At 74.0% G+C, this 10965-nt stretch carries 16 protein-coding genes and 1 pseudogene; 11 read left to right on the forward strand and 6 right to left on the reverse strand.

Annotated features, from left to right (window positions below):
* Positions 1 to 4: 4 nt before the first annotated feature.
* Entirely contained in the window at positions 5 to 253 is a 249-nt protein-coding gene (locus ABD236_RS09170) for a DUF5133 domain-containing protein (RefSeq protein ID WP_425543846.1), read from the forward strand.
* A 107-nt stretch (positions 254 to 360) separates the two neighbouring features.
* Here ABD236_RS09170 and ABD236_RS09175 read toward each other — a convergent pair whose 3' ends face one another.
* On the reverse strand, positions 361 to 1488 hold the full coding sequence (locus tag ABD236_RS09175; RefSeq protein WP_344072202.1) for an AI-2E family transporter: 1128 nt from the start codon (positions 1486 to 1488) through the stop codon (positions 361 to 363).
* A 388-nt stretch (positions 1489 to 1876) separates the two neighbouring features.
* Here ABD236_RS09175 and ABD236_RS09180 point away from each other — a divergent pair, with 388 nt between their 5' ends.
* From ABD236_RS09180 to ABD236_RS09205, 6 genes are read left to right on the forward strand one after another with little or no spacing between them, the layout of a single operon-like run.
* Positions 1877 to 2053, forward strand: a complete 177-nt coding sequence (locus ABD236_RS09180; RefSeq protein WP_344072204.1) for a hypothetical protein — start codon at positions 1877 to 1879, stop codon at positions 2051 to 2053.
* Complete coding sequence (locus ABD236_RS09185) at positions 2050 to 2508, forward strand: MrpF/PhaF family protein (RefSeq protein WP_344072207.1); 459 nt, start codon at positions 2050 to 2052, stop codon at positions 2506 to 2508. Before ABD236_RS09180 ends, ABD236_RS09185 begins: the two co-directional genes overlap by 4 nt.
* Positions 2501 to 2761, forward strand: coding sequence for a Na(+)/H(+) antiporter subunit B (locus ABD236_RS09190; RefSeq protein ID WP_344072209.1), 261 nt, complete (start codon positions 2501 to 2503; stop codon positions 2759 to 2761). The genes ABD236_RS09185 and ABD236_RS09190 overlap by 8 nt, the downstream gene beginning before the upstream one ends.
* Positions 2758 to 3519 (forward strand): MnhB domain-containing protein, encoded by a 762-nt coding sequence (locus ABD236_RS09195; protein WP_344072211.1) that lies wholly within the window; start codon positions 2758 to 2760, stop codon positions 3517 to 3519. Before ABD236_RS09190 ends, ABD236_RS09195 begins: the two co-directional genes overlap by 4 nt.
* A 22-nt stretch (positions 3520 to 3541) precedes the next feature.
* The gene (locus ABD236_RS09200) at positions 3542 to 3889 is read left to right on the forward strand and encodes a sodium:proton antiporter (protein WP_344072213.1); all 348 of its coding nucleotides are present in this window, start codon (positions 3542 to 3544) and stop codon (positions 3887 to 3889) included.
* Positions 3886 to 5643, forward strand: a complete 1758-nt coding sequence (locus tag ABD236_RS09205; protein ID WP_344072214.1) for a complex I subunit 5 family protein — start codon at positions 3886 to 3888, stop codon at positions 5641 to 5643. Before ABD236_RS09200 ends, ABD236_RS09205 begins: the two co-directional genes overlap by 4 nt.
* A gap of 153 nt (positions 5644 to 5796) precedes the next feature.
* Here the strand turns inward: ABD236_RS09205 and ABD236_RS09210 are convergent, their stop codons facing one another.
* On the reverse strand, positions 5797 to 6762 hold the full coding sequence (locus ABD236_RS09210) for an LLM class F420-dependent oxidoreductase (RefSeq protein ID WP_344072216.1): 966 nt from the start codon (positions 6760 to 6762) through the stop codon (positions 5797 to 5799).
* A 74-nt stretch (positions 6763 to 6836) separates the two neighbouring features.
* The gene (locus tag ABD236_RS09215; RefSeq protein ID WP_344072219.1) at positions 6837 to 7433 is read right to left on the reverse strand and encodes a TetR/AcrR family transcriptional regulator; all 597 of its coding nucleotides are present in this window, start codon (positions 7431 to 7433) and stop codon (positions 6837 to 6839) included.
* Between the two features lie 180 nt (positions 7434 to 7613).
* Between ABD236_RS09215 and ABD236_RS09220 the strand changes: the two genes are divergently transcribed.
* The gene (locus ABD236_RS09220) at positions 7614 to 7772 is read left to right on the forward strand and encodes a hypothetical protein (RefSeq protein ID WP_344072222.1); all 159 of its coding nucleotides are present in this window, start codon (positions 7614 to 7616) and stop codon (positions 7770 to 7772) included.
* Between the two features lie 35 nt (positions 7773 to 7807).
* Positions 7808 to 8572: an alpha/beta fold hydrolase gene (locus ABD236_RS09225; RefSeq protein WP_344072224.1), complete on the forward strand. Its 765-nt coding sequence runs from the start codon at positions 7808 to 7810 to the stop codon at positions 8570 to 8572.
* 34 nt (positions 8573 to 8606) lie between these two features.
* Here the strand turns inward: ABD236_RS09225 and ABD236_RS09230 are convergent, their stop codons facing one another.
* The 3 genes from ABD236_RS09230 to ABD236_RS09240 all read right to left on the reverse strand — a co-directional run bounded on the left by ABD236_RS09230 (position 8607) and on the right by ABD236_RS09240 (position 10335).
* Positions 8607 to 9152 (reverse strand): GNAT family N-acetyltransferase, encoded by a 546-nt coding sequence (locus ABD236_RS09230; RefSeq protein ID WP_344072226.1) that lies wholly within the window; start codon positions 9150 to 9152, stop codon positions 8607 to 8609.
* A 45-nt stretch (positions 9153 to 9197) separates the two neighbouring features.
* Positions 9198 to 9950: an IclR family transcriptional regulator gene (locus ABD236_RS09235; RefSeq protein WP_344072228.1), complete on the reverse strand. Its 753-nt coding sequence runs from the start codon at positions 9948 to 9950 to the stop codon at positions 9198 to 9200.
* Positions 9951 to 10071: 121 nt separating this feature from the next.
* A complete protein-coding gene (locus ABD236_RS09240; protein ID WP_344072230.1) occupies positions 10072 to 10335 on the reverse strand; it encodes a UBP-type zinc finger domain-containing protein in 264 nt (87 codons plus the stop codon).
* A gap of 139 nt (positions 10336 to 10474) precedes the next feature.
* On the opposite strand from ABD236_RS09240, the gene ABD236_RS09245 reads away from it, so the two are divergent.
* Together ABD236_RS09245 and ABD236_RS09250 are read left to right on the forward strand one after the other, a co-directional pair.
* Positions 10475 to 10747: a DUF1876 domain-containing protein gene (locus ABD236_RS09245; RefSeq protein ID WP_344072232.1), complete on the forward strand. Its 273-nt coding sequence runs from the start codon at positions 10475 to 10477 to the stop codon at positions 10745 to 10747.
* 46 nt (positions 10748 to 10793) lie between these two features.
* A pseudogene (locus tag ABD236_RS09250) lies at positions 10794 to 10889 on the forward strand (SAM-dependent methyltransferase); the annotation flags it as partial.
* Between the last annotated feature and the right edge of the window lie 76 nt (positions 10890 to 10965).

Below are 10965 nucleotides of genomic sequence, written 5' to 3' on the forward strand. Positions count from 1 at the left end.
GGACATGATGCTGCTGCCCGACAAGGAGATCCTCGCGCGGCTGCTCTCGCACTACCGGGCGCACGAACGCGCGGTCCTGGCACAGCCCCACGATCCCGCTCTGCGCAGACGCTTCGAGGACACCGCGTACACGCTCTGCGTGCTCATGGGCGAGCGCACCGCCCGCGAGGCCGTGCACGCCGCCGAGCGCTACCTGCGGCGCGCGCGCCCCGCCCCGCTCGCCCCGGCCGCTCCCCCGCCGACGTCCGGCTAGCGCGACGCCCCGCTGGACCGCCTTTCGGCATCCAGCCCCTTCCCCGTGGCCCGGCGTACGAGAGTGAGCGGACGCCCGCCGTTACGAGAGTGAGCGGACACTCGCCGTCACGACGCGTCCGTCCGCGAGAAGACGTGCTCGTCCAGCACGATCCCGATGGCGACGGCGGCCGGGATGGCGACCAGGGCGCCCACGACCCCCAGCAGCGCCCCGCCGACCAGGACGCCCACCACCGTGACGAGCGGATGGACGTCCACGGCGAACCGCATCACCCGGGGCACGATCAGATAGTCCTCGGCCAGCCGGAACCCCACGTAGAAGCCCGCCGTGGCCAGGGCGACCGGCAGGGACACCGACAGGGCCACCAGGCTGACGACGATGCCGCCGATGGTGGTGCCGACGATGGGGATGAGGTCCATCAGGGCGATGAAGACGCCCATGGCCGCCGGATAGGGGACCCCCAGGGCGATGCACCAGACGAAGGTGGCGGCGCCGGCGATCACGGAGGTGGCCACGTTGCCGAGCATGTAACGGCCCACGCGGTTGAGGACCTCCTCGGTGACCTCCTGCGCGTGCGGGCGCTTGCGGGCCGCCACGAAGCGCAGACAGAACTCCTTGAGCGCGGGCAGGAACGCCATCACGTACACCGTCACCACGACGACGATGGCGGCCGAGGTCACCGCGCCCACCACGAACTTCCCGGCGCCCAGCAGCCCTCCGGCGAGCCCGGCCGCCCCGCCGGAGGAGAACTGGCGCTTGGCCTTCTCCACCAGGTGGTAGCGGTCCTCGAACCGGCCCAGCGTGGAGTTGTGGTCGTGCAAGTCCCGCAGCCAGCCGGGCACGGCCTTCACCAGCGCGTCGATCTCGTCGGCGGCCGGTGGGACGACCAACGCCAGGAACCCCGCGAACACCGCGAGAAGCAGCACCAGGACGGCCGCCACCGCCCAGCCGCGGCGCATCCCGTGCCGGGTGAGCCAGACGACGACGGGTTCGAGGGCGAGCGCGAGGAACACCGCGAGCAGCAGCAGGGTGAGCAGACTGCCGACCTCGAGCACGGTCTGCACGGTCAGCCACGCCAGCGTCGCGCCCAGGCCCAGCGAGAACCCGACGGCGAACCACGACCGGCCGCCCACACCCCGGCGGCTCGCACCCCGCAGCGCACCCGTGCGCTCCGGCCCCGCCGACGACGGCTCCGGCTCGCGGCCGTCGTCGCCCTCAGCCGCCGTGGACGTCATCGCGCACCCACGGGGTCGATGCCACCTGCATGGCGTGCGCTCCCTTCGTGTCGCACCGCGTGCGGACCCGGCCCTGCGCCGCGTTACGACCGAGCATCTCCGACCGCCGGGTATCCGGCCACATGGGCCGCGGCCCGGTGCCGGGTGCCCTCGGTGGCCCCGGCGAAACAGCGGCCCCGCCGTCCGGGGGATTGCCGCCCCGGCCGCCGGGTACCCGCTCGCCCGGAGAGGGCCGGGGCGGCCAGGCGCGCGGTGTGCCGCGGTGGCGCCGCGCGCCGTCCGCGGCCCGCGTGCTCACGGTGCTTTCATGAGCGCACTCCATACGACGCGGACGCGCCCGGCCCGGGCGCGCCCACCGGCTCCCGACCGCTGTCGAGGTGATGTACGGATGGGTCGAGCGGCGGCCGTGACCGCCGAACTCCTCGCGTGGTGGCTCCTGCTGATGGCCGCGTGGCTGGTGTTTATCAGTACGGTCGACCTCCTGGAGGCGTTCGTCGGGGCGGGCAGCGCCCTGCTCGCGGCGATCGCCGCCTGCGCGGCCCGACGGGCGATGAGCGGCCGGTGAACGGCTGGCTGTGGAGTGCGACCGTCCTGCTCGCGGTGGGGTTCGCACCCGTGGTGTGGGGCGTGGCGACGGGGCCGGTGGGACGCCGGGTGGTCGCCCAGAACTTCGCCACCTCGGTGGTCTGTCTGGTGATGCTGCTGCTCGCGCAGGGCTACGGGCGGCCGTCGTACACCGACCTCGCCCTGGTGCTCGCCGTGCTGGGCCCGGTCGGCACCCTGGTGTACGCACGGCTGCTCGCCGACGACCTGGTCCCCCGCCCGGCCCACACCGATGTGCTGACCGCGGCCGCCGCCCTCGCCACCACGGCGGTGGTCGTGGCGACGAGCGCGGCCACCGGACCGGGCCGGGCCATGGCCAAACTGCTGGCGACCGGGGCCCTGCTGGTCGCCGGGAACGTCGTGGCGTCCCGGGCGGTCGCGGGCGGCTACCGGAACACGGAGGCGTCCCATGGCTGAGCTGCCCGTGGTCGTCGCCCTGCTGCTCGTCGCGGCGTCCGCGACGGCGGCGGTGGCGGTCCGCGACCCGGCCCGCCAGGCGCTGGTGCTCGCGGTGCTGGGACTCGCGCTGGCCGTCCTGTTCACCGTGCTGCAGGCACCGGACGTGGCCCTGTCGCAGCTCGCGGTCGGCTCCGCGCTCACCCCGCTGCTGATCCTGCTGTCCGTACGCAAGGTGCGGCGCCGGGGCCGGCCCAAGGACGGCGGCCGGTGAGCCGGCGGCTGCGGCTGTGGGTGCTGGCGCTGGGCGGCCTCGGTGTGGCCGCGCTGCTGGCCGCCGCGTATCTGCGGCTGCCGGACTTCGGCGGCGCCGTCCACCCTTACGGGGACCGGGCCGTCGAGGCCTCCCTGGCCCGCCGCACCTCCAACACCATCGCGTCCGTCAACTTCGACCAGCGGGCGTTCGACACCCTGGGCGAGGAGACCATCCTGTTCGCCTCGGTGCTCGGGACCGTCGTCCTGCTGCGCCAGACCCGCGACGAGCGCCAGGTGCGCCCCGCCCCCGAGAAGGTGGCCGCTCCCGTCCGCCGGTACGCCCTGGCCCTGCTGCCGATCGCGCTGCTGACCGGCCTCTACGTCATCGCGCACGGACAGCTGAGCCCCGGCGGCGGCTTCCAGGGCGGTGTGGTCGTGGCGACCGCACTGCACCTGCTCTACATCGGGGCCGACTACCGCGCTTTGGAGCGGATCCGGCCGGTCGGCATCTACGAGGTCGGGGACGCGGCGGGCGAGGCGACCTATCTGATCCTCGGCGTCGCGGGACTCGTCGGCGGCTCGGCGTTCCTCGCCAACACCCTGCTGCCGTACGGCACGTTCAACACCCTGGCCTCGGGCGGCACCGTCCCGCTCCTCAACGCGGCGGTCGGCATGGAGGTGGGCTGCGCGGTGGTGGTGCTGCTCGCCCGCTTCCTCGACCAGGCCGTGGAGATCGAGCAGAGCACCACGGCCGGCGGAAAGGACCGAGACGCATGAACGGGGGCACGAGCGCGCGGTGATGTCCGTACTGCCGTACCTGGTCGCCGGCTGGATCTTCCTGGCGGGCTGCTACGGCCTCGCCACCAGCCGCCATCTGGTTCACGCGGTGGGCTGTCTGGCGGTCTGCCAGTCGTCCACCTATGTGCTGCTGCTCTCGGTGGGCTACCGGGACGGCGCCACCGCGCCGGTCCACTCCGACCTGGAACCGGGCTCCCGGCCGGTCGTCGACCCCGTGGTGCAGGCGCTGGCGCTGACCGATGTGGTGGTCGGGGCGACGGTGACCGCGCTGCTGCTCGCGCTGGTGATGCAGGTGGCCAAGCGGCACGGCACGGTGGATCCCGACGAGCTGTCCGAGCTGCGCGGATGAGCCAGTTGCTGCCACTGGTCGTGGCCCTGCCGCTGCTCGGCGCCGCCGCTCTGGTGGCCGCCGGGCGGCGGCTGCCGAGGATCGTCGCCGAGTCGGTCGGCGCCGGCACCGCCGCGGCGACGGCCGTCCTGTGCCTGGTCCTCCTCGTCCACTCCTGCGCCGGTCCCGCCGCGACCGAGGAGTGGGTGGGCGGCTGGCGCCCCAAGGACGGGGCGAGCGTCGGCATCGTGCTGGTCGGGGACGGCCCCGGCACCGGGCTCGCCGCACTGGTCTCCGTGCTGGTCGTCGCCGTGCTCGTCTACTCCTGGCGCTACTTCGACGAGCCGCCCCGGCGCCAGGCGGGCTCCTTCCCCGCGCTGGTCCTGCTCTTCCAGGCGGGCATGTGCGGCTTCGCGCTCACCGGGGACCTGTTCAACGCGTTCGTGTTCTTCGAGCTGATGAGCGTGGTGGCGTACGCGCTGACCGGCTACCGCGTCGAGGAGGCGAAGGCCGTCCAGGGCGCGCTCACCTTCGGCGTGGTCAACTCGCTGGGCGCGTACGCCACCCTGACCGGCATCGTGCTGCTCTACGCCCGCACGGGCGAGCTGGGCATGCGGCAGATCGGGGCGCGCCTGGACGCGCACGGCGGGCCGGACGCGCTGACCCTGGCAGCCTTCGCCCTCGTCCTGACCGGCCTGCTGGTCAAGGCGGCCGCGGCGCCCTTCCACTTCTGGCTGCCCGACGCGCACGCGGTGGCGCCGACGCCCGTGTGCATGCTGCTGTCGGGGGTGATGGTGGAGCTGGGGGTGTACGGCACCTGGCGGGTCCACACCACCGTCTTCGCGGGCCCCGGCGGCCTGCCCGCGCCGGACGCCGAGCGCGCCCTGGTCGTGCTGGGCACGCTGACCGCACTGGTCGGCGCGCTGATGTGCTGGCAGCAGCGGCACATCAAACGGCTGCTCGCCTACTCGACGGTCGCCCACACCGGGCTCTTCCTCGTCGGCGTCGGCCTGCTGCGGCCGGAGGCGACCGGCGCGGTGGCGCTGTACATCCTGGGCCACGCGGGCGCGAAGGCCGCCCTGTTCGCCTGCACCGGCATCCTGCTCGACCGCTACGGCAGCGTCGACGAGCACGAGCTGCACGGCCGCGCCCGGGAGCTGCCCCTCGTCGCCGTCCTCTTCACGGCCGGAGCGCTGGCGCTGGCGGGGCTGCCGCCGTTCGGCACGGGGCTGGGCAAGTCGGTGACCGAGGAGGCGGCGGGCGGTGGCTTCACCGTGCTGTTCGTCGCCGTGTCGGCGCTGACCGCGGGAGCCGTGCTCCGGGTGGCCGCACGGGTGTTCCTGGGCATCGGGCCGGCGCCGCTGGGCGACCCGGCGTACGAGACGAGCGGCGAGGGCGAGGAGCCGGAGACCGAGGGCCGGCTGGGCCGGGTGCCCGCCACCATGCTCGCGGTGCCCGCGCTGCTGCTCGCAGGGTCGCTGACGACGGGGCTGGTGCCCGCACTGGCGCACGCGACGGGCCGGGCGTTCGGCGTGGACGCGCACCAAGCGCCCCACTGGACGCCGCCGGGCGTGATGCTCGGGCTCGCATCGGCGGCCCTGGCGGCGGGTCTGGCCACCGCGGCGGTGCGCGGTGGGGCGCGCCGTGAACCGTACCGCTGGAGCGAGCCGCTGCGCAGGCTGCACTCCGGCCACATCGGGGACTACGTCGCCTGGCTGCTGGCAGGCACCGCCCTGCTCGGCGCCCTCGCACTGCCGGGCGTCCTCACGGGCTGACCGCCCGCGTGGGGCACGGCGCGACGGGCACCCCGCCCCGGCGGGAACCCGGCTCACCGCTCCTCGTCGCTACCCGCGACCTTCCCACGATGTGGAAAAGTGTGGACGCGGCGAGCCGGACCCCGTCGGCACGCGCGGCTGAAGGCCGAGGCCTCACAGCTCGCGCAGGGCGGGCAGCAGCTTCGTCTCGGCCCAGCGGATGAACGGGAGTTGGTGCTCGCCGCCGATCTGGACGAGGGCCACCTCGGTGAAGCCCGCGTCGACGAAGGGCCGTACGGCGTCGACGAAGGCGTCCACGTCGTCGCCGCACGGAATCGCCTCGGCCACGTCCTGCGGGGTGACGAACTGGGTGGCGCCCTCGAAACCGGACGGCCCCGGGAGCTCCGAGTTCACCGGCCAGCCGCCGCCGAACCAGCGGAACTGGTCGTGGGCGCGGGCGACCGCCGCGTCCCGGTCGGTGTCGTAGCAGACCGGCAGCTGGCCCACGCGCGGCTTTCCGGCACCGCCGTGCCGGTCGAAGGAGTCGATCAGCTCCGCCTTGGGCTCGGTGGCGATGACGAGGTCGGCGGAGCGGCCCGCCAGCGCGCAGGAGCGCTCGCCCGAGACGGCGATACCGATGGGCGGCAGCTCGTCGGGCAGGTCCCACAGCCGGGCGTTCGCCACGTCGAAGTGGGCACCCTGGTGGTTGACGTTGCCGCCCGCGAACAGGGCGCGGATGATGTCGACGGCCTCGTCCAGCATCTCCAGGCGCACCTGCGGCGAGGGCCATCCGGCACCCACCACGTGTTCGTTGAGGTTCTCGCCGGAGCCCAGCCCGAGGCGGAACCGCCCCTCGGAGAGCAGTTGCATCGTGGCGGCCTTCTGCGCCACGACGACGGGGTGGTAACGGACCGTCGGGCAGGTCACATACGTCATCAGCGGGATCCGCGAGGTGGCCTGGGCGGCCGCGCCGAGCACGCTCCAGGCGTACGAGGCGTGGCCCTGCGACGCCAGCCAGGGGAAGTAGTGGTCGGAGGTGACGGAGAAGTCGAAGCCGGCGCCCTCCGCGGCGACCAGGTCGGAGACGAGGGCGCGGGGGCCGGTCTGCTCGGTCATCATCGTGTAGCCGATTTGCACCATAACTCACGATTACCTTGCCACCCGGATCGGAAACCTCTCCGTCTCCGGACAAGGACCGGGCCCCCGCCAACGCGTCAGTCCGGCTGGAGCGACCGCCACACCCGGTCCGGCAGGATCCGGTAGGCCTGGGCGAGGTCGATGTCGTACGTGCTGGACAGCCAGCGGCGTGCGGTTTCGGCCGGAGGACCGAGGATGAGGACGTCGATCAGGGGCGAGGGCAGCGGCGCGATCTCGCCGGCCTCGACCCGGGGCCCCAGCCAGGCGGCGATGACGGCCAGTTTCCTCGCCTTGACCCTGCGGATCTCGTCGGCGTGCGCCGCGAGATAGCCGGAGTAGGCGGAGGCGTGCAGGAACAGGGCGACGTCCGGGTGCTCCTCGGTGAAGCGCAGATAGCACTGGACGAGCGCGCGGATGCCGGTGCGGGCGGTGCGGGCCCGGGTGAGCACGGCTGTCATCTCGTCGAAGAGCTGCTCCATGCACCGGGTGTAGAGCGCGGCGGCGAGACCGTCGAAGCTGCCGAAGTGGTGGTAGAGGCTGCCGAGGCTGACCCCGCTGGCGCGGGTGACGGCGCTGACGGTGAACCCCTGCTGGCCGGATTCGGCGAACACCCGCAGCGCGGAGGTCAGCAGCCGGTCGACGGTGGCCTCGCCGCGCAGCTGCCTAGGCGACATGGCCGCGTCCCGCCCGGGGCCTGCCGTGCCCGCTCCGTCGACCTCGGGCGCTGAGGGCGCCCCCGAGGGCGCCGATCGGGATGCTGTCTGCCATGACGGCCACCCTAGCGCAGCAAGCTATAGAAAACTGTTCTAGAAATCGACTCCCCAACAGACCGCGCGGACACCACACTTGAGCGTATGACTCGACGCCCGCCCGGCGAACGGCCGGAGACCGACGCATCCACCGAGGACGCCGTGCTGGACGACTTCTGGTGGCCCGTCGCGACGTTGCCGACGGCGGGCGACGGCGTGGAGGGGCAGAGCCCGGCGGACTCCCTCGCGGCCGGAAAATTCTGATTGCGCCGCGGGCAGGTGATCTTTACTGTTACGCGGTGACTCTTTCCCATGATGTGGCCGGAAGCGGCCCTGCGGTTGTCCTGCTCCACTCCACGGTCTGCGACCGCCGGATGTGGGACCCGCAAGTGCCCGCCCTCGTCGGCGCCGGCTACCAGGTGGTGCGCTGCGACTTCCGGGGCTTCGGCGCATCGCCCATGCCCGACCGGCCGTACAACAACGCGGAGGACGTGCTCGCCCTCCTGGACACGCTCGGCATCGAGCGCGCGGCGCTGATCGCGTCGTCCGGCGGCGGCCGGGTCGCGCTGGAGCTCGCGGCCCGGTGGCCGGAGCGGACCGGCGCGCTGGCTCTGCTGTGCACCGCGCTGGTCGGACACGAGCCGAGCGCGGAGCTGGAGGCGTTCGGCGACCGCGAGGACGCGCTGATCGAGTCCGGTGACATCGCGGGGGCGACCGACCTCAACGTGGACGCCTGGGTGGGCCCCGAGGCCGACGCGGAGGTCCGCGAGCTGGTGCGCCGGATGCAGCGCAACGCCTTCGACGTCCAGCTCGCCGCCGAGGAGGAGTTCGGCCAGGTCAGGGTCGAGACCGACCCCGCCACGATCAAGGCCCCGGCCCTGCTCGTCTCCGGCGATCACGACTTCGCGGACTTCCGCTCCATCGCCGTCCACCTCACCGGCCGGCTCGCGAACGCCCGCCACGTCGAGCTCTCCTGGGCGGGCCACCTCCCCAACCTGGAGCGGCCCGACGAGGTGAACGCGCTGCTCGTCGGCTTCCTGCGCGAGACGCACCCGGTGGGCTGAGCCGAGGGGGCCCCGGGCTGTCGAGGACAGGCCGTCAGACGCCCGCCGCGTAGCTGCGGACGGTCACGGTCTGCCGGGGCCCCCACTCCTGCTCGGCCTCGGCCAGCAGCTGCCAGCCGAGCCGCTCGTACAGGGCGGTCGCGGCGGTGTCGGAGGCCACCACGTCGAGCACCGGGTGCAGCCCGCGCTCGCGGGCCTCGCCCACCGCCCGGTCCAGCAGCAGCCGTCCGAGCCCGTGACCGCGTGCCCAGGGCGCGACGAACAGACGGCTGACCACGGCCGCCGCCTCCGGATCCGCCCCGGCCCGGGCACTCCACAGACCGGGGGCCACATCCCCCGTACCGCTGAGCGACAGTCCGACGTGTCCGGCGACCCGGCCGTCCAGCTCCGCCACCCAGGCCGCGAGCAGCGACGGCTGGGCGAGCCAGTCGCCGGGGCGGTCGGGCCAGTTCACCGGGTAGCCGTCGCGCTCGTGGACGGCGGCGAGCGCGCGGACGCACGCGTCCAGGTCGCGAGCGTCCCGCGGGCGGACGTACGGATTCGGGCGCGCGCCGGACGCGTTGGTGTTCTCGCTGTTCATCGCGCCATGGAAACACGGCTCGGGCCCCAGGGGCTCGGGCGTTTTTCACCGCTGCCACGCCTGCGGCAGCCGGGCCAGGTTCGCGCCGATCATCCGGGCGGCACGGCGCAGCGGTTCGTCTGCGGCGGTGAGCCGGCGGCGTTCGAGGACGGAGACGGCGAGCGCGGCGACGACCTTGCCCGAAGGGGAGCGGACCGGCGCCGCCAGACAGGCCACCATGGTGTCGGCCTCGTAGTGGTCGACCGCCGTGCCCTGCTCGCGCGCCGCGTCGATCCGCAGCCGCCAGCGCGCGGCGCAGTCGTCCTCCGGCGGCGCCAGGGGCCGGGCGGCCGCCAGGACCACCTCGGCGGCGCTCCCGGTGGGCAGCAGCGACCCCGCCCGCAGGGCGATCACCTGGTCCACCTCGCCGGGCAGCGCGGCCACGACCAGCGGGCTGTCGGCGCCCGGCACACTGATGCTGACGCTGGCGCGGGTGGCCGCGGCGAGGTGCCGCAACGGCCCGGCCGCGGCCGTACGCAGCGACCGGTCGGGGCTCCAGGCCCGCCCCAGCCGGACGATCGCCGGTCCCATCCGGTACCGGCCCGAGCGGCGCTCCACCGCGTCCAGCGCCACGAGCTGGTCCAGCATGCGGTGCACGGTCGTCTTGGGCAGCCCCGCACCGGCCGCCAGCTCGCTGAGGCCGCCCTCCTCCACCCGCGCCAGTACCTCGAGGAGCGAGAAGGCGCCCTCCAGCACTCCCCGCCCCGCCGTGCCCTCGGCTCCCCGCGCCCGGGCCGGTCTCCGTCCGTGGTCCTCCACCGTCGCCCCCCGTCATCGTCCTTCCCGTTCATGCTCGGGCCAGGGGGCGGTGCTCGCCATCCCCAATGTTGGGTATGGCGGGTCCTGGTGTTCAGGTGGTGGGATGGATGTCGCCCACGGGTCAGACCAGGGCCTCGTGGACGAAGCACCAGCGCCAGTCCTCGCCGGGCTCGAAGGAGCGCACGATGGGGTGCGCCTCGCTCTCGGCGTGCGCGCGGGCGTGCCGCAGCGGCGACGAGTCGCAGCAGCCGACATGGCCGCAGGCGAGGCAGAGCCGCAGATGGACCCACGGGGAGCCGAGGCGCAGACAGTCCTCGCAGCCCTGCGGGGTGCGCGGCGCCACGTCGCGGATCGTGTCCAGATGCGGGTCGGGCTGGGCGGTCATCGCGTCCTCCAAGGGGCGGCCTGCTCCGTCCTCCAGGGTAGAACGCCCCTCGGCCGCCGCACTCCGGGTCCCCCTCGCGGCCGGGACGCGGCGGAGGGACCCTGGGAGTACGAAGGGCGAGACCTGGAGGTGATCCGCCATGACCACACTCGTCGGGTGGCATGTGGAGCTGGAGTTCTCCGAGGTCGGTGACCGCACCAGCGCGGTGGGCCTGGTCAGACTCGGTGACGGCACCGAGCTGAAGGGGCACGGCTACGCCATGCGCCACCCCTTGGACCCCGAGCAGCTGAGGGTCGGCGAGGAGATCGCCGGTTCGCGGGTCCTGATGGACCTGGCGTCCCAGCTGCTGCAGAAGGCGCACGTCGAGATCGACGAGGCGGCGGGGCACCGGTCCCGGCCGCTGACGCGCTGACGGACCCCGGCTCCCCTCCCGCACTCGCGGGCGGGTCGCGGGGGCCGAGCTGCGCCGGATGGACAGCGAGCCGCCGGACTCGCCGCGCTTCGGTGAGCCGTTCCTGCGGACGGCGCTGTTCCGCCGCGAGACCACGGCGTGACGGCCAACGGACAGACGGAAACCGGCCGTTCGCCCGGCGCCCCCTCCTGCGCGCGAGCGCCGCGCCCCCCTTCCGC

The organism is Streptomyces crystallinus, assembly GCF_039521265.1.
Classification (GTDB): Bacteria; Actinomycetota; Actinomycetes; order Streptomycetales; family Streptomycetaceae; genus Streptomyces; species Streptomyces crystallinus.